Origin of the sequence: Kineococcus aridisoli (genome assembly GCF_050871885.1) — a bacterium.
Taxonomy (GTDB): Bacteria; Actinomycetota; Actinomycetes; order Actinomycetales; family Kineococcaceae; genus Kineococcus.
Map to the genome: position 1 here is coordinate 1 of NZ_JBJLSF010000055.1, position 16,251 is coordinate 16,251.

A 16,251-nucleotide genomic window follows, 5' to 3' on the forward strand; every position below is an offset into this window, starting at 1 on the left:
CTGGTGGGTCCGTGGACGCCGGGAAAAGACCGCGCCGATGAGCTGATGCCCGCTGTCGCCGCGATGAGGAACTGTCACCGACCTCAAAGTCGCCGCAAAGCGCGGGATGCGCGACCTCGCGGTCATCCCGCGATACGGGCGGTCCCGACTCGCCTGGCGGCGTCGTGGTCCTGCCAATGACCGAGCGACCAGCTGACGCCAGGTTGGCGGTCTACGGCATGACGGCGGAACGGACGTCAGGCCGTCGCAGTACCGCGGCGCACCACCGGAAGTGCCCGTCCACGCTGTCGCTGTAGGCGTTGGCGCCGATGAGGGCGTACACCGCCTTGAACCGCAGGACGTCCGCGCGCTCGACGCTGAACGCCTCGGCGAACAGGTCGCTCAGGCGCTGGTCCGTGCGTAGAGCGTGCAGGCCGTACATGTCGAAGAAGCTCGACGTCAGGGCCATCTCCAGCACCGGATCGGCCAGCATGGTCAGGAAGCCCCAGTCCAGGACCGCGGTCAGCCGGCAGTCGTCGTCGACCAGCACGTTCTCCGGGCAGATGTCCCCGTGCTGCAACGTGACCGCCATGTCGCGGCGACCGGCCAGGAAGGCGTTGCAGGCTTCCACCAGGTCGTCCAGGCGATCGACGTGCCCCCGCAGCAGGTCCCCGAAGCGGCGGGTACGATCGTCGAGCAACCGCTGCAAGGCCGCCGCCCAAGGCTGAGCCGTGGTCACCATCGTCTCGCCCAGGAGCGGCAGGGCGGGCATCTCGATCGGCAGCGGGTGCGGGATGGTGCGCAGCGCGCCCAGCAGGTCGACCAACGCCTGCTCGGCGCGGGGGTCCAGGCGCCCGGCGGCTGGGTCGTAGAAGTCGCCGATGCTGCGCCCGCGCAGGCGCGGCTGACGCAATAGGGAGCGACCATCGGGCAAGGTCAGGCGGCCCATCGGGGCCGGGACAGCGAACGGCAGGCGAGACTGGTTCAGCTGCTCGAGCAGTCGCTCCACAGGCCCCGTGGGCGTTGCGTCGGCCGCAGCCGCCTGCCGGGGCAGCCGGGCGACGGTCTGCTCGTCGAGGGCGTAGACGTCGGCTTCCATGCCCGCGGCCAGCCAGTGCGCGTGGCGGTAGCCCAGAGCACGCAGCTGCGCAGGGACCGGGTCAGTCTCCTCGCTCACGGACCCAGTCAGCCAGAGGCAGGGCGAGCAAGTCCACCGCGCGGTCGGGCCACAGTGACCTTTGGCCAGCGGCCGTGACGGCCAGGACTCGACGTCACGGTCATCCCGCAGTGCGTACGACGTGCCTCCTGAACGCGCGATCCATCCGTCACAGGAAGCGGGTGATGAACACCGTGTCGCCGTACACCTCATCGCGTTCGACCCGGCCCGTCTCCACGAAGCCGACCTTCGCCAGCACCCGCCGCGAGGCGGTGTTCCACTCCCGCACGGTCGCCCACAGGCGTTCATGCCCAGAAGAGCTGGCCCACTCCACGACCGCTGCCGCGGCCTCCGTTGCGAAGCCTCGACCCCATGCGTGGCGCAGCAGCTCGAAGGCGATCTCCGGTTCCCCCGCGGGCACGCGGTCGCCGGCGATCAGACCGCAGTGCCCCACGACCTCACCGTCGAGCGTGCACTCCACCGCGAGCCACCCCAACCTCACCGGTCGCTGAGCGTGGACCCACTGCTCGAGGTCGTCGATCGTCGGGTGACCGTCCGCGTCCAGTCGTCGGTGCGGCGGTACCCGGGGGTCGCGTTCCTGCCACAGCCGCCGGATGACCGCGGCCTCGCTCACCTGCCAGGGCCGCAGCCGCAGGCGGTCCGTCGTCAGGACCACCTCGTCATCACCCACCACATCGTGCGCCATGGCGGCGACACTCCCACGCAGGACGGCAAGTACGGGGCCAAGAGCGACGACTTCACGGTCATCCCGTGTTGTGTGCGCTGTCGTGGGTGGTCGTCACCTGCCCAGCACCGCGACTGTCACCGAAGTCCTGACACATCGACTGTCACCGAAGTCTTGATGCAGATCTGTCACTGATGTCCTGAGACATCACAGCGACATCACCGCCCTGCACCAGCTCTGGCGCCGGTGCGGGGTGCCCGCGGTCCACGGTGCCGTCGACGGCGCCCACGCCGAGGCCGTGCGCGCCCAGCCGATGGGCGCCGCCGGCGCCGTGGTGGTCAGCGAGCCCGCAGCGGTGACGGCCGCGCTGACCACGACGGGCACCGCCCGCGGCGTCCTGGTCGGCGGGAACCTGGAGATGCTCGCCCGCTGCACGGGAGTGCTCGACGTGACCTGGTCGGGGTGCGTGCTGCTGGTGGAGGCCAACCGGGCCGCCGGCCTGGGCATGGTCGACCGCGCCCTGACCCAGCTGCGCCTGTCCGGCGCCCTCGACGGCCTGGCCGGGGTCGCGGTCGGCAGCTTCGAGGAGTTCGCCGGTCACGAGGACCGCGGGTGGACGGTGGTGGACGTGCTGCACGACCTGCTCGACGACCTCGGCGTCCCCGTCCTGGGCGGGCTGCCGCTGGGGCACCTGCCCGATCCGGTACCCGTCCCGCTGGGAGTGCCGGCGCTCCTGGACGCCGACGCCGGCCGGCTCACCGTCGATCCCCTGGTCCAGTGACCGCCACCGGCCGGCCGGGAAACCCGTCGCCGACCTCGCTCGCGCTGCCCGAAGGTGGAGCCCGTGACCGTGAACCGCCTGCCGCACTCGTCAGCGTCCTCACCGCCTGGGATCGACTACCGCTGGCGAGATCCCATCACCGACGAGGAGGTGGTGGACCTGGTGCTCTCCCACGGGGGCGACGCCAGCCCCGGGTGGTGGCCGAGGGTCCGGGAGCACAGCCTGGGCTGGGTCGGCGCCCGCGACCGCACCGGGTGCCCGGCCGGCCTGCTGGTCGGGTTCGTCAACGTCGCCTGGGACGGCGGCGACCACGCCTTCCTCATCGACACCAAGACCCGCGGCAGCCACCAGCACCAGGGCATCGGCCGACGTCTGGTGCAGGTCGCGACCCGGCACGCCGCGGCCGCCGGCTGCGAGTGGCTGTTCGTCGACTTCGCCGCCGAACTGGCCCCCTTCTACCTCGACGCCTGCGGCTTCAGCCGCACTCCCGCGGGACTCATCCACCTCAGGACCGCCTCGACCAGCCCCACCACGAGCGAGGACCGCGCGTGAGCAGCACCGGCTCCCTCGGCTGGCCGCGCGGCTGCCGCTGCCCATCCCCACCCCACCGGGTGAGGCGCACCCGGTGCGGGTCACTCCTTCGCCTGGTCGGTCCACCGCTGGCTCGAGGGCACCCCGGTCACCGCCACCAGCACCAGCACCAGCACCACCGACCCGATCCGCTTCTCCTTCGACCTGGCCGACTTCCTCACCGCGCTGCGGGCGCGCTGGGACCGGGTCCCGGTCCGGTTCCACGGCGACGTCGCCGCCGGCGACCTGCTGCTGCGCGACGGACGCCCGGCGGCCGTCGTCGACTTCGGCACCTGCGGGATCGGTGACCCCGCCTGCGACCTGGCCGGGGCGTGGACGCTGCTGGACGCCGCCGGCCGGGAGGCCTTCCGGGACCGGCTGGGTGCCGACGAGGGGACCTGGGCACGAGGACGGGGCCGGGCGCTGCGGAAGACCCTGTCCACCTGCGCCCGGACCGTCGACCAGGACGACGAGGCAGCCGCCACCGCACGGCGCGCCCTCGAGGCGATCGTCGAGGAGCACAGAACCGATCGGGACGGGCGGCGGTAGGCGCGGCACCGCAGCAGGCCCGCGCGCGCCTGGTGCCCTCGAGGACCACCCCGCTGGGCCTGGACGAAGTACTGCCGGACCACCGCCGCGGCCTGCTGCCGCTGCGCCGGGTCCAGCGGCTGAGGGGCTCACCGAGGTAGAGCCCCCGCCATGACAGCTGCTGTTACATTAGCTGCTGTGACATCCCTGGGCGCGGAACGGCCCGACCCCACGGAACGCAGCAGCCTGCAGCCGCTCTTCGGGCTGCTGGCCGCCATGGACGAGCAGATCGCCGCGGTCTACGCCCAGCACGGCGTCCAGGGGGTGCGGCCCCGGTTCAGCAAGGCCCTCATCCGCCTGCACCGCCACGGCCCCACGACGATCAAGGAGCTGGCCGCGCACCTCGGCGTCACCCACTCCGCCATGAGCCAGACGGTGACCGCGATGCGTCGCGACGGCCTGCTCGACAGCGCCCCGGGCGCTGACGCGCGCACCCGCACGGTCTCGCTGAGCCAGGCGGGCCGAGCGCTCGTCCCCTTCCTGGAGGCGGAGTGGCGAGCCACCGAAGCAGCCTGGGCGGACCTGGAGGCGGAGGTGCCCTACCCGCTGCAGCGAGTGGTCGCCGACCTGCGCGACGCCCTCGCCCGGCGTTCCTTCGCCGACCGCGTCAGCCACCACCTGGACCAGGAACTCGCTCCGCCCCCCGCACCCGGACGGGAACCCCGTCGCCGGAGGCCGGAGCGGCCCGCCGCCCACCGCGAGCCGTGATGCTGCTCGACCGCTTCGTCGACACCCGGCCCCTGCGCTCGGCACCGGCCTTCCGGCGGCTGTGGATCGGCACCACCGCCGCAGGTCTCGGCGGGCAGATCGCCACCGTCGCCGTGCTGCACCGGGTGTGGGAGCTCACCCACAGCCAGGTGTGGACCGGCGCGATCGGGTTGGCCGTCGCCGTCCCCACCGTCGCCGGCGGCCTCCTCGGCGGCACCCTGGCCGACACCCTCGACCGGCGCCGCCTGGTCCTGGCCACCACCGCCGCCTCACTGCTCGCCGCAGCCGGCCTGGCGCTCCTGGCCGGCGCGCAGCTCGGTGGCTCCCTCGCGGTCCTGCCGGTCCTGGGCCTGGTCGCCACCCAGACCGCGGCCACCGCGCTGGGGGCAGCGGCCCGGCGCACCTTCATCGTCCACCTGCTGCCCACCGACCTCGTGCCGGCCGGGGTGGCGCTGAACCACCTGAGCTTCCAGATCGCCGTGCTCGCCGGCCCCGCCGTCGCCGGAGTCGTCCTGGCCACCGGCGGGGTGCGCGCCGCCCACCTCGCCGACGTCGCCGGCACCACCGTCTCGCTGTACGCGGTGCTGCGCCTGCCCGGCGGGCGAGCTCGCACCGCGCCGGGAACACCACCCGCCCCGGGAGCGCAGCCCGCGGTGCGCACGGTGAGGGCTGCGGTGCGCGCCACCTGGGAGGGCTGGCGCTACCTGCTGAGCCGCCCCGCGCTGCGCGGGTGCCTGGCCGGCGACCTGGCCGCGACCGCACTGGCCATGCCGATGGCCCTCTTCCCCGCCGTCAACGCCGAGCGGTTCGGCGGCAGCGAGTACACGCTGGGGCTGTTCCTGTCCGCCCTCGCCGCCGGTGGCCTGCTGGCCGCAGCGGCTTCGGGCTCGCTCACCCGGGTGCAGCGCAGCGGCCGGTTGGTGCTGGCCGCCTCCGCGACCTGGGGCCTCGCGTCGGGCGCCTTCGCCCTGGTCCACTCCCTGCCCGCGACCCTGTCGTGCCTGGCGCTGGCCGGCGCCGCGGACACCATCGCCGTCATCTGCCGCGGCACCATCGTGCAGGTGAGCACCCCCGACACCCACCTCGGGCGGGTCAGCGCCGCCGAGAACATCGTCGGTGTCGCCGGTCCCGGGCTGGGCAACGCCCGCGCCGGTGCGGTGGCCGGCGCGACGTCGTCGGAGGCGTCGGCGCTGACCGGCGCACTGGCCTGCGTCCTGGCCGTCGGTGTCATCGCCGCGACCACCCCGGCCCTGCGTCGCTGGGAGCAGCCCACGCCCGCGACCACCGGCCCCACCTGAACGCCGGCCCGTCGACCGGCTCGTCGACCCACCGCGCACGGCCGGGCACGACGAGCGTGGTCACGGTTCCGGCGCCGTGCAGACGAACCACGCTCCGCTGTCGGCGACTGCCGGGCTCGCGGGCACCGGACGGGTTTGCCGACCCGGCAAACCTCCTTGTCGAGGCGAGAGGGGTTCGCGCAGTGTCGCCGGTGACGGCGGCACAGCGGCCGGACTCGAGACGGAGGCAGGGCGATGGCGGAGCAGGTCGGCGAGCAGCAGGTCGGCGAGGAGTACGACGTGGTGGTCGTCAGAGGTGGCCCCGCGGGGTTGAGCGCGGCGGTGGCCCTGGCCCGCTCCCGGCGCAGCGTCCTGGTCGTCGACGCCGGCGAACCCCGCAACGCAGCCTCCGGGCCCGCCGGTGGACTGCACCAGGCGCAGCTGTTCCGCCAGCTCAGCAGCACGGCGACGTTGTCCACCCACACCGGCCCCCCGCTCAGCGCCGAGCAGTCCGAGGTGCTGGCTGCCCGCGGCATCGACGTCGTCGACGGGGAGGTGGTCGACCTCGAGGTCGCGCAGGACCGGTTGCGCGGGGTGCGGCTGGCCTCCGGGGAGACGGTGCCGGTGCAGGCACTGGTCGTGACCCCCTTCTTCGCGGCCGACGCCGACCTGATCGCCGAGGACCCCCGGACCGCGGTCACGGCCCACCGCGCCGAGCGGGAGGACGTCCATGGGTGAGACCGACGTCGACGTCTCCAGCCAGGAGTTCTGGGACCAGCGCTACCGCGGGGGTCCGCTCTTCTCCGGTCACCCCAACCCCTGGTTGGTGCACCACGCCAGTGCCCTGCCGCCCGGGACGGCGCTGGACGTGGGCTGCGGCGAGGGGGCCGACAGCCTGTGGCTGGCGGCCCGCGGCTGGCACGTCACCGGAGTCGACATCTCCCCCGTCGCTCTGGCCCGCGCCGCCCGCCTCGCCGAGGACGCCGGCGCAGAGGTCGTCGCACGCACCAGCTGGCAGCAGGCCGACGCCCTGCACCTCGAGCCCTCCCAGGCCCGGTTCGACCTGGTCTCAGCGCAGTACCTGCACCTGCCCGCTCCAGGGATGGCGGAGCTGCACCGCCGCCTCGCGGCGGCGGTGCGCCCGGGGGGAACCCTGCTCCTGGTCCTGCACGAACCACCCCGGCCCGGGTCCGAACGTCCCGACGTCCCCGCGGACGTGTTCGCGACGGCCGAGGAGATGGCCGCCGGCCTCGACCCGGCTGCGTGGACCGTCCACGCCGGCAGGCACGCCCGGCCGGTCGCCGACCCCCCGCACCCGGCCGGTCACACCCACGACGTCGTCCTCCACGCCGTCAGACGCGTCGTCGACCCGGCCCGCGACCACTCGACAGCCACCGCTGACCGACCGCCGGGCAGCTACTGGTCGATGGACGAGGCGAGGTGGGTCCTGCCGGCCTGACCGACCACGGGTTCCATCGACCTGACGCTCGCGACACCGTTCCGGCGGAACACCCCTTCGTCGTCCACCATGAACCACTCACGGCACGGCGCACCGCCCCGGACCACGACGTCCTGGTCTGCGTCGTCGTACCAGGAGACGGCCTCCACCTCCGGGTGGCCAGTCGGGTGCAGCGTCGACTCCCACCCGCAGGGTCCCTGCCCGTCGTGGTCGACGTGCTGGACGAGGTGATCGCGGTGACGCGCGACCACCTCGTCCAGGGCCTCCCGCATCCTCACCACGAACGCACGCGTGGACCGCACTCACCAGGTGCCCTCGATCTTCGCCTGCCTGACCAGCTCGTCGTAGCCGACGCCGTCCTCATCGACCGCCTCCGGCTCCAGCACCGCGCTGGACCACGGGATCTTACACGGACCGCTGTGCTCCGGCTCGGGACACAAGGCCCTGGTCAAGCGCTCCTGCACCTCGAACGCCTGCTTCCGCGTGGCCCACAGGCCGATCCGGATCTCGTAGGTGCCCTTGCCGCTGGCCGGGTTGGTAGGAACCATGCGGAGACGGTAGCCAGCCGACCTTCGACGGTCTCCCGGTGAAGCTCGTGCGACGTCACGGTCGTGGCGCTCTGACGGTGCTGCGACGGCCTGCAGCTGCTCGATCCACGGGTGCGCCGCCGTCGGTCAGCTGCAGCGCCTCGATCAGCCGGGTGCGCCGGGAACCGTCGACCATCAGCTGCAAGCACCAGTCCGCGGTGGGAGTGGGCCGGCACCAGACGTCGTGCACCCCCGGTGGCAGGGGACACGAGCCTCAAGGGCGGCGGGCGATCCGGTGACCGACGACCACTCCGGCCAGCGCCCACACCGCGCCGACACCGACCCCGGCCAAGACGATCCAGAACGGAACCCGCATCTCGTCACCGGCCTGGACCCCAGCAGCCCGTGCTTCGGCCTCACCCATGCCCGAAGGCTATCCGCGGTGCCGCGCTCCCCGCAGCTCCTCAGCGGTCGACGACGTCGAAGCCGAGGTGTGCCTGGTACCAGGCCGCGGCAGCGGCAGCAGCGGTGTCGCTGACCGGCAGGAAGCTCGACGCCAGGGTCGTGATCACGGCGGCACCGTAGCGGCGCCCTCGGACAGCGGGCTCCTCGGTGCGACGTGCGCTCCTGCGGTGCTGCGAGCGCATCCGGTCGTGGCGCTGTGGTGGCTGTCGGCTCACACCGACACCCGAGCACCTGCTGCCCGACCCGCACCACGGAGGATCAACGGAAGTTGCGCACGAAGCGACGTTCCACCCGCCCCGCAGTCCCGCGCACCTCCACGGTGTCCGTGGCCACCCAACCCGCACGCTCGTACACGCTGATCGCTCGCGCGTTGTCGGCGAGGACCCACAGCTCACCGCGGGCGAACGCCCTCCGCCGGGCGTGCTGCTGCACGTGCTCCAGCAGCGCCCGGCCGACCCCCGAGCCCCAGGCCCCGGGCTCGGTGGCCAGGTAGCGCACCTCCAGGAAGCCGCCCCGGGGAACGAGGATGCAGAAACCCACGGTGGAAGCTCCGCGGCGGGCCAGGTGCAGCGATGCGCCGGCTGCGGCGAGCGCATGCTGGATGCCGGCCAGCTTCTCCGCGATCGGCGGCACCGACGGCAGGTGGTCCCGCTCCGCGGTGGCGCGGGCCCAGGTGCCTGCCGCCTCGCGCTGGGCGTCGAGACCGACGGCGAGCCCGACCACCGCTCCTCCGTCCCCGAGGCGCTGTCGCGGGTGTTCGCGACAGCTCACAGGAGCTGGACGTCGTAGTCGGTGAAACGCCGGTCGACGCTGAGCAGCTGCAGCCCTCGCCGGGCGGCCTGCGCGATGAGCATGCGGTCGAAGGGGTCGTCGTGGTGGCGCGGCAGGGCGCCGGCGGCCAGGCCGTCGTCCACGGTGACCGGCAGCTCGGTGAACCCCTGCTGCTGCAGTTCCTCGCGCAGGCCGTCCGGAGCAGTCAGCTTGCCCAGCGCAGCCTTGATCGACATCTCCCACGCCGAGGCCGCGGAGACGAACACCTCGTTCTCGCCGTCGGCCACGGCAGCGCGCATGCGCTCCGGCAGGCGTTCGTCGTCGCTCAGCCACCACAGCAGGACGTGGGTGTCCAGCAGGAGGGGCATCACGGGCGCGGTTCGGCGTCGTCGTGGAAGGCGGCCACCAGGTCGTCGGGGGTCTGGTCGAAGTCGGCGGCGATGACCACGCGCCCCTTCCACGCGCCAGGACGGCGCGTGCCGCGCGAGCGGGCCGGCACCAGGCGAGCCACGGGCTTGCCGGAACGGGCGATCACCACGTCCTCGCCCCGCTCGACCGCTTCGAGCAGGCGCGACAGGTGCGTCTTCGCCTCGTGCACGTTCACCGTCCGCGTCATGGTTCCACGATAAGGACTAAGTCGGACTAAGTCCATCGTGGGCAACGGCGTGCGACAGCCGCCAGGTGTGCCCGTCCAGGCCCCTCACGCGTCGAGCAGGCGCACCACCCGCCCGCACCGCGGCTTCCGCCGCGGCCGGTGAGCGCCGTCCCAGACCGCAGGAGGTCGCCACGTCGACGCCGTCTGCCCAGAGCCTCCTCGACCGCGGTGAGGGCCCGCAGCGGTGCGTGGGAGGCGGGGCCCGTCGGGGGCACGGCGTCCCCGCTGGAGAAGGGCAGGTGCACGAACTCCAGGGACCGCCCCGCGGGCCAGCGGCACGCCCGCCGGGCCGGAGGCGAACAGCGCCACGTCCAGGTGGCCCGGGACGCCCACCTGCAGCGGCACCGTCGCCGGGTGCTGCGCGTGCGAGAGCAGGCGCAGCACCTCCTGGGCGTGCTCGGCGATCCGCAGGTCCAGGTCCTCGGGGAGCAGGCGCCGGCCGCGGCGCAGCGCGAAGCGGTCGACGTCGTCGTAGTCCAACCAGTTCCCCGAGCGCGTGCGCCGCAGCACCGGCTGGTCCACGAGGCGCTGCACGACCGGCACGATCCACCGCGAGCGTTCGGCGGTCTCCCCACCGGTCAGGCGGCGCACCCGCCCGGCGAGCTCGTGCACCTGCCACTCCAGCGCCTCGGCGGCGGTCGGGAACTGCGGCGGGGTCCCCACCGGGTGCATCCGCCGAGGCGGGCTGCCGGGCCGGTCCGACGGTTCTCCCGCACCGCGTCCCGGCACCTCACTCGCCCCCGGCCTCGGAGCCCGCCTCGGACCCGCGCCCGCGGGCGACCGGGTCGCTCCGGCGCGCTCGGGGCCTGCCCTCGCGGAACTCCGCGACGCGGGAGGCGAGGTCCGTCAGCCGCTCGTGCGAGGCGCTGCCCGCTTCCGCGCTGTAGACGAACAGCGTCTGGTCGGGATCCCCCGGCAGGGAGAGCGCCTCGAAGTCCAGGACGAGCTCGCCGACCAGGTGGTGGTGGAAGCGCTTCCTGCCGTGCGTGCGCTCGTGCACGGTGCGCTCGGTCCACCACCGGGTGAACTCCTCGCTGTTCAGCGTCAACTCCCCCAGCAGCTGCTCCAGCAGGCCGTCCGCGGGGTGGCGGCCGGCGTCCAGCCGCAGCGTGCCCACCGCCTGGGCGCTGACGGTGCGCCAGTCCGGGAAGACCTCCCGGGCCGCCGGGTCCAGCAGCAGCCACCGCACGTAGTTGCGCCGGGGCGCCGGCAGGGCGTCGAAGTCGGTCATCAGCTCGGCGGCCAGCCGGTTGCTCGCCAGGACGTCGGTGCGGCGGCCGAGCACCAGCGCCGGGTGCTCGGTCAGGGAACCCAGCAGCTGGTGGACGGCCGGCCGCACGCGCTGCACGCTCGGCCGCTCCGCGCCGCGCCGCGGCGGGCGGGCCAGGTCCCGCAGGTGGGTCGCCGCCGCCGCGTCGAGGCCCATCGCCGCGACGAGCGCCTCCACCACGCTGTCCGAGGGGCTGGTGTGCCGGCCCTGCTCCAACCGGCTGTAGTAGTCCACGCTGAGCCCGGCCAGGTGCGCCACCTCCTCCCGCCGAAGACCCCGCACCCGGCGACCGGGACCGGGGGTCAGCCCCACCGACTCCGGCTCGGTAGCGGCCCGGCAGGCGCGCAGGAAGGCTCCCAGGTCGTGGCCGGCGGTCATGACCCCATGCTGGCAGCCGCGGTCCCGGCCCGGGGGCCCGAAGGGGGGTGCGCCGTGCCCGGGCACCTGCTCCCCCGGCACCGCTGGGCGTCGTCCAGCCCGTTGCGGGCGCCGGCGGGCGGACACGCTGGAAGCGCACCGGTGCCCACCGGGCGTTCCCGTCCCCGCCGCTTGAAGGAGTGGTCCTCGTGCCCTACCCCCTCGACCGTCCCGCCACCTGGTTCGTCACCGGCACCTCCCGCGGCCTGGGCCTCGCCCTGGTCGAGGCGCTGCTGGTCTCCGGCGCGCAGGTCGCCGCCACCACCCGCTCCACCTCGCGGCTGCAGGACTCCCTCACCGGTGTCGACACCTCCCGCCTGCTGGCCCTGCGGGTCGACCTGACCGACCCGGCGGCGGTGGCCGAGGCCGTGCGGCGGGCGACGGAGCGCTTCGGCTCCCTCGACGTCGTCGTCAACAACGCCGGCTACGGGTTCCTGGGCGCCGTGGAGGAAACAGCCGACGCGCAGGTCGCCGCCATGCTCGACGTGCAGGTGAGGGGGACGTGGAACGTCGTGCGCGCCGCTCTGCCGGTGCTGCGCGAGGCGGGGTCCGGGCACGTCGTCACGATCTCCTCCGTGCTGGGGGTGACGTCCTTCCCCGGGTGGGGCCTGTACTGCGCCGCGAAGTTCGCCGTCGAGGGGATGACGGAGTCGCTGGCCGCGGAGGTGGCCCGCTTCGGCATCTCCGTGAACATCGTCGAACCCGGGTACTTCAACACCTCCTTCCTCACCGCGGACTCCCTGTCGGTGACGGACACGCCGATCAGCGGGTACGAGTCCATCCGAGACATGATCAGCCAGCACCGGCAGATGCCGGGAACCCAGCTCGGCGATCCCGACCGGGCGGCGGGCGCGCTCATCGCGCTGGCGCAGGCGAACGGCGCCGGCCGCCTGCGGCAGGCCCTGGGCTCGGACTCCCTGCAGATCGCGCGCTCCGCGCTCACCGCCGAGCTGGCCGAGTTCGAGGACGGCGCCGAGCTGGCGCGCTCCACCGACTACGCGCGCAGCTGACCAGCCCACCGAGCTCGAGCACCCCCTGCGCCGCGAGCCGGCTGCCACGTGCCGGCCGCTCGCCGACCCGGCACGGGTGACCCCGGCGCGTCCGTCGACCTGCGAGCATGCCCGGGTGAGCCTCGACGCGCTGCTGGCCTTCGCCGCCCTGTGCCTGCTGCTGGAGCTGACCCCGGGTCCCAACACCTTCCTGGTGCTGCGCCACAGCCTGCACGGCGCGCGCGCCGGGGCCCTCACCGCCGCCGGCTCGGCGGCCGGCGCGCTGGTGTGGGCGGGCGCCGTCGCCGTCGGGCTCGCGGCTCTGCTGGAGCAGTCCGCCGACGCCTACCGCCTGCTGAAGGTCCTCGGCGGGCTGTACCTGGTCCTCCTCGGCGTGCGCGCCTTCAGGAGCAGCCGCCGCGAGGTCGAGCAGGTGCCCGGCGCGGCGCCGGGTGCGCCGCCGGTGGGCGCGTCGGCCGCCTTCGGCGCCGGGCTGCTGTCCTGCGTCCTCAACCCCAAGGTCGGCCTCTTCTTCCTCGCCGTGGTGCCGCAGTTCGTCCCCGCCAGCAGCGGCGTGCGCGGTGCGCTGCTGCTCGGGGCCGTCGAGGCGGCCGTCGCGCTGGGTTACCTGCTCGTCCTCTCGGCGGTCGCCGCCCGCGCCGTCACCTGGCTGCGGCGCCCGGCGGTGACCCGCGCGCTGGAGCGCACCAGCGCGGCGGTGCTCACCGCCTTCGGCGTCGGCACCGTCGTCAGCGCCCGCTGACGTCCCGCCGCCGGGGTCGGTCGGCCGGGCGCGCCCACCCACGGTCCGGGAGGGAGCCGCTCAGGGGGAGCGCACGAGGAACAGGCCCCCGCTCACCGTTCACAGCTGCACGGTCCCGCTCACGCACGTGGTGCTGTCCCCACCCACCCACACCCGGCCCTGCACGGTGCGCACGCGCACCACCCCCGCCCTGCCCACCCGCGCGCCCTGCGCAGCGGTGTAGGCCGGCGGCAGCACCCCGTTGCCGGTCAGCCACTGCGCCAGCCCCGCGTTCAGGCTGCCCGTCACCGGGTCCTCGGGCACCCCCAGCTCGGGCACGAAGGCACGCACCTCGACCTGGTGCGGCGACCCGGGCGGGTGCAGACCCACCACGCCCAGGGCCAGGTCACCCAGGAGGGTGCGGTCCACCTCCACCGCCAGCACGTCCTGCGCCGAGGCCAGCCGCAGCGCCGCCCACCCGGGGCCGTTGTCGACCCACTGGTGCTCCAGCACGTCACCGACGGCCAGCCCCAGGGCCTGCACCGCCCGCTGCAGCACGTCCGGCTCCAGCGGGCCGCTGCGCACCAGGTCCGGGGCGCGGAAGCTCAACGCCGAGTCGTCGCGGCGCACCGGCACCAGGCCGGCTGCGCACTCCTGGACCACCGTCGTCGTCCCGCGCGGGACCCCGCCGGCCCCCAGCCAGGCGTGGGCCGAGCCCAGCGTGGGATGACCGGCGAAGGGCAGCTCACCACCGGGGGTGAAGATGCGCAGCCGGTAGTCCGCGCCTGCCGCCGAGCCCTCCGGTGTCGGCGGCAGCACGAACGTGGTCTCCGACAGGTTCGTCCACGCCGCGAAGCGCTGCATCGCGTCGGTGTCCAGGCCGTCGGCGTCCAGCACCACCGCGACCGGGTTCCCGCGGTACGCGACGGCGGAGAAGACGTCGACCTGGGCGAACGGTCGCAGCACGAGTCCCCCTCGATCAGGGCCGGTGGAGCAGTCCGGCTGGGTGGAACAGGAACAGAACAGGAGCAGGAGGGTGCCACGACGGGGTGCGCGCCCGCGAACCCCGTCGTGCCGTCCCCTGGTGCCGGGAACAGCTCAGCGAGGGCGGCGAGGGTCCTCCAGCACGTCGCGCCAGGAGTGCTGCGGGGCGTAGCCGAGGAGGTCGCGGGCCTTGTCGATGCTGTAGAAGGTCTCGTCCCGACCGAGCTCGCGGCGCACCTCGACCCCGTCGTAGAAGGCGTCGATGACCTCCCGGCTCGTCGCGGCGACCGACGTGTCGGCGTTGGCGACGTTGAAGAGCTGGAAGCCGAGCCCGTCGGTCTGCACGGCGCGCAGGGTCATCTGGCCCAGGTCCCGGGTGTCGATGTAGGCGAAGAGGTTGCGCCGCCGCAGCGACGGGTCGGCCAGGAAGGCCGGGAACTTCTCGGCGTACTCGTGCGGCTCGATGACGTTGTTGATCCGCAGGCCGTAGACGTCCGCGCCGGTGCGGGCCTGGAAGGAGCGTGCGACCACCTCCCCGGCCACCTTGGACATGGCGTAGGAGTCCTCCGGCACCACCGGGTGCTCCTCGTCGACGGGGACGTACAGCGGCTTGCGCTCGCCCTGGGCGAAGCAGATCCCGTAGGTCGTCTCGGAGGAGGCGAAGACCACCTTGCGGATGCCGAGGCGGGTAGCGGCCTCCAGCACGTTGTAGTGCGCCACGATGTTGGTCGCGAACGTCGTGGCGTCCGGGGCGATGAAGGCCGAAGGGATCGCAGCGAAGTGCACGACGGCGTCGTAGGCCGACCCGTGGGGCACGACCGCGTCCGGGCCCTGGAGGTCGGCCGAGGTGGGCGTACCGGCCATCGCCGAGTACACCTGACCGGCATCGGTCAGGTCGACCCGGAGGTCGGTGACCTCGGGGTGGCCCAGCGGGGTGAGGTCGGCGTTGGTGACCTGGTGGCCCTGGGAGGCCAGGTAGGGAGCGACGTGGTGACCGGCCTTGCCGCTGCCGCCGGTGAAGAAGATGCGCATGCCTCCAGCCAACCACCCGTCCCCCGTTCCGCCACGCCGAGCCGCATGGACCTCCTCATCCCCGTCTTGGACGACAGCGCACGGCGGCGGGAGGCTGAGGCCCGTGAAGCACCTCCTGACCTCCACGGCCCTGGTCCTGACGTGGCCGGCTGCGGCGCCACCACCTCCGCGGGCAGCGGCGCCACGAGCCCCAGCACCTCGACCGCGCCGGGCAGTCCAGGCGGTCCAGGCAGTCCAGGCAGTCCAGGCAGTCCGAGAGCCGGCGCCGCCAGCCCAACGGTCGACTCCGCCGCGCAGGCCCAGCTCGCGCAGCTGGAGACGCGCTTCGACGCACGGCTGGGCCTGTTCGCCATCGACACCGCCACCGGGCGCACCGTCGCCCACCGCGCGCAGGAGCGCTTCGGCTTCGCCTCCACCTGCAAGGCGTTCGCCGCCGCCGCGGTGCTGGCCGAAACCACCGACGCCGAACTCGATGCCGTCGTGACCTGGAGCGTCGAGGACGTGGTCGCCCACTCCCCGGTCACCGAGCAGCACACCGGCTCGGGACTGCCGTTGCGCGAGGTCGCGGAGTCGGCGATCACCGTCAGCGACAACACCGCCGCCAACCTCCTCGTCGAGCGCCTCGGCGGCCCGGCCGGCCTGGAGCAGGACCTGCGGGCACTGGGTGATGCGAGCACGGAGGTGGAGAACGACGAACCCGAGGTCAACGACATCGTCCCCGGCGACCCGGCGGACACCAGCACACCCGAGGCGATGGCCCGCACCCTGCAGGCCTACGCCGTCGGCGACGTCCTGGAATCCGGCGACCGCGAGCAGTTCGTGCAGTGGCTGAGGGCCAACACCACCGGGGACGAGCAGGTCCGCGCCGGGGTGCCGGACGGCTGGGTCGTCGGCGACAAGACCGGTCACGCCGGCGTGCACGGCAACCAGAACGACATCGCCGTCGTCTGGCCCGCCGGCGGGCGAGCACCACGGGTGCTGGCCGTGCCGACCGACCGCGCCGACGTCGACGCCGACTCCGACAACGCCCTGCTGGCCGCGGCGACCCGGGTGGTCGTGCAGCACCTGGGCTGACGGCGTGCACGGAGGCGCGCGGCGACCACCGGTCCAGGTCGTCACCGGTGAGGGAGTCACCGGCGGTCTCCAGCACGTGGCCCACCTACCGCTCGGGTGCCGCGAGGGCGAGGGCGTCGCCG

Annotated in this window: 21 protein-coding genes; 10 read left to right on the forward strand and 11 right to left on the reverse strand. The window is 74.0% G+C overall.

What is annotated here, in order from left to right; genetic code table 11:
* Nucleotides 1-211: 211 nt before the first annotated feature.
* Nucleotides 212-1,156, reverse strand: a complete 945-nt coding sequence (locus tag ACRYM2_RS14975; protein WP_432523198.1) for a phosphotransferase family protein — start codon at nucleotides 1,154-1,156, stop codon at nucleotides 212-214.
* A gap of 148 nt (nucleotides 1,157-1,304) precedes the next feature.
* A complete protein-coding gene (locus tag ACRYM2_RS14980) occupies nucleotides 1,305-1,841 on the reverse strand; it encodes a GNAT family N-acetyltransferase (protein ID WP_432523199.1) in 537 nt (178 codons plus the stop codon).
* 232 nt (nucleotides 1,842-2,073) lie between these two features.
* On the opposite strand from ACRYM2_RS14980, the gene ACRYM2_RS14985 reads away from it, so the two are divergent.
* From ACRYM2_RS14985 to ACRYM2_RS15015, 7 genes are all read left to right on the forward strand, one after another.
* Complete coding sequence (locus ACRYM2_RS14985; protein ID WP_432523200.1) at nucleotides 2,074-2,601, forward strand: hypothetical protein; 528 nt, start codon at nucleotides 2,074-2,076, stop codon at nucleotides 2,599-2,601.
* Nucleotides 2,602-2,664: 63 nt separating this feature from the next.
* Entirely contained in the window at nucleotides 2,665-3,153 is a 489-nt protein-coding gene (locus ACRYM2_RS14990; protein ID WP_432523201.1) for a GNAT family N-acetyltransferase, read from the forward strand.
* Between the two features lie 204 nt (nucleotides 3,154-3,357).
* On the forward strand, nucleotides 3,358-3,720 hold the full coding sequence (locus ACRYM2_RS14995) for a phosphotransferase (protein ID WP_432523237.1): 363 nt from the start codon (nucleotides 3,358-3,360) through the stop codon (nucleotides 3,718-3,720).
* Between the two features lie 177 nt (nucleotides 3,721-3,897).
* Nucleotides 3,898-4,467: a MarR family winged helix-turn-helix transcriptional regulator gene (locus ACRYM2_RS15000; RefSeq protein ID WP_432523202.1), complete on the forward strand. Its 570-nt coding sequence runs from the start codon at nucleotides 3,898-3,900 to the stop codon at nucleotides 4,465-4,467.
* Nucleotides 4,467-5,765: an MFS transporter gene (locus ACRYM2_RS15005; RefSeq protein WP_432523203.1), complete on the forward strand. Its 1,299-nt coding sequence runs from the start codon at nucleotides 4,467-4,469 to the stop codon at nucleotides 5,763-5,765. The genes ACRYM2_RS15000 and ACRYM2_RS15005 overlap by 1 nt, the downstream gene beginning before the upstream one ends.
* A 234-nt stretch (nucleotides 5,766-5,999) precedes the next feature.
* Nucleotides 6,000-6,482 carry an FAD-dependent oxidoreductase gene (locus tag ACRYM2_RS15010; protein ID WP_432523204.1) on the forward strand — a complete coding sequence of 161 codons (483 nt, stop codon included), beginning with the start codon at nucleotides 6,000-6,002 and terminating at the stop codon, nucleotides 6,480-6,482.
* On the forward strand, nucleotides 6,475-7,203 hold the full coding sequence (locus ACRYM2_RS15015; RefSeq protein ID WP_432523205.1) for a class I SAM-dependent methyltransferase: 729 nt from the start codon (nucleotides 6,475-6,477) through the stop codon (nucleotides 7,201-7,203). Before ACRYM2_RS15010 ends, ACRYM2_RS15015 begins: the two co-directional genes overlap by 8 nt.
* 302 nt (nucleotides 7,204-7,505) lie before the next feature.
* Here ACRYM2_RS15015 and ACRYM2_RS15020 read toward each other — a convergent pair whose 3' ends face one another.
* The 7 genes from ACRYM2_RS15020 to ACRYM2_RS15050 form a co-directional block, all read right to left on the reverse strand.
* Nucleotides 7,506-7,751, reverse strand: a complete 246-nt coding sequence (locus ACRYM2_RS15020; RefSeq protein ID WP_432523206.1) for a hypothetical protein — start codon at nucleotides 7,749-7,751, stop codon at nucleotides 7,506-7,508.
* Nucleotides 7,752-8,004: 253 nt separating this feature from the next.
* Nucleotides 8,005-8,154, reverse strand: coding sequence for a hypothetical protein (locus ACRYM2_RS15025; protein WP_432523207.1), 150 nt, complete (start codon nucleotides 8,152-8,154; stop codon nucleotides 8,005-8,007).
* Between the two features lie 299 nt (nucleotides 8,155-8,453).
* Nucleotides 8,454-8,918 carry a GNAT family N-acetyltransferase gene (locus tag ACRYM2_RS15030; protein ID WP_432523208.1) on the reverse strand — a complete coding sequence of 155 codons (465 nt, stop codon included), beginning with the start codon at nucleotides 8,916-8,918 and terminating at the stop codon, nucleotides 8,454-8,456.
* 44 nt (nucleotides 8,919-8,962) lie between these two features.
* Nucleotides 8,963-9,334: a type II toxin-antitoxin system VapC family toxin gene (locus ACRYM2_RS15035; protein ID WP_432523209.1), complete on the reverse strand. Its 372-nt coding sequence runs from the start codon at nucleotides 9,332-9,334 to the stop codon at nucleotides 8,963-8,965.
* Nucleotides 9,334-9,582, reverse strand: a complete 249-nt coding sequence (locus ACRYM2_RS15040; protein WP_432523210.1) for a type II toxin-antitoxin system Phd/YefM family antitoxin — start codon at nucleotides 9,580-9,582, stop codon at nucleotides 9,334-9,336. Before ACRYM2_RS15040 ends, ACRYM2_RS15035 begins: the two co-directional genes overlap by 1 nt.
* An 84-nt stretch (nucleotides 9,583-9,666) precedes the next feature.
* Nucleotides 9,667-10,284: a hypothetical protein gene (locus ACRYM2_RS15045; protein ID WP_432523211.1), complete on the reverse strand. Its 618-nt coding sequence runs from the start codon at nucleotides 10,282-10,284 to the stop codon at nucleotides 9,667-9,669.
* A 67-nt stretch (nucleotides 10,285-10,351) separates the two neighbouring features.
* Nucleotides 10,352-11,269, reverse strand: a complete 918-nt coding sequence (locus ACRYM2_RS15050) for a helix-turn-helix domain-containing protein (RefSeq protein ID WP_432523212.1) — start codon at nucleotides 11,267-11,269, stop codon at nucleotides 10,352-10,354.
* 188 nt (nucleotides 11,270-11,457) lie between these two features.
* Here ACRYM2_RS15050 and ACRYM2_RS15055 point away from each other — a divergent pair, with 188 nt between their 5' ends.
* Nucleotides 11,458-12,318 carry an SDR family NAD(P)-dependent oxidoreductase gene (locus ACRYM2_RS15055; protein ID WP_432523214.1) on the forward strand — a complete coding sequence of 287 codons (861 nt, stop codon included), beginning with the start codon at nucleotides 11,458-11,460 and terminating at the stop codon, nucleotides 12,316-12,318.
* Between the two features lie 115 nt (nucleotides 12,319-12,433).
* Nucleotides 12,434-13,060: a LysE family translocator gene (locus ACRYM2_RS15060; protein WP_432523216.1), complete on the forward strand. Its 627-nt coding sequence runs from the start codon at nucleotides 12,434-12,436 to the stop codon at nucleotides 13,058-13,060.
* 99 nt (nucleotides 13,061-13,159) lie between these two features.
* On the opposite strand, the gene ACRYM2_RS15065 is transcribed toward ACRYM2_RS15060, so the two are convergent.
* On the reverse strand, nucleotides 13,160-14,005 hold the full coding sequence (locus ACRYM2_RS15065; protein WP_432523217.1) for a PhzF family phenazine biosynthesis protein: 846 nt from the start codon (nucleotides 14,003-14,005) through the stop codon (nucleotides 13,160-13,162).
* A 132-nt stretch (nucleotides 14,006-14,137) separates the two neighbouring features.
* Nucleotides 14,138-15,055, reverse strand: coding sequence for an NAD-dependent epimerase/dehydratase family protein (locus tag ACRYM2_RS15070; protein WP_432523218.1), 918 nt, complete (start codon nucleotides 15,053-15,055; stop codon nucleotides 14,138-14,140).
* A 141-nt stretch (nucleotides 15,056-15,196) separates the two neighbouring features.
* Between ACRYM2_RS15070 and bla the strand changes: the two genes are divergently transcribed.
* On the forward strand, nucleotides 15,197-16,129 hold the full coding sequence (gene bla, locus ACRYM2_RS15075; protein ID WP_432523219.1) for a class A beta-lactamase: 933 nt from the start codon (nucleotides 15,197-15,199) through the stop codon (nucleotides 16,127-16,129).
* Nucleotides 16,130-16,251: the final 122 nt, after the last annotated feature.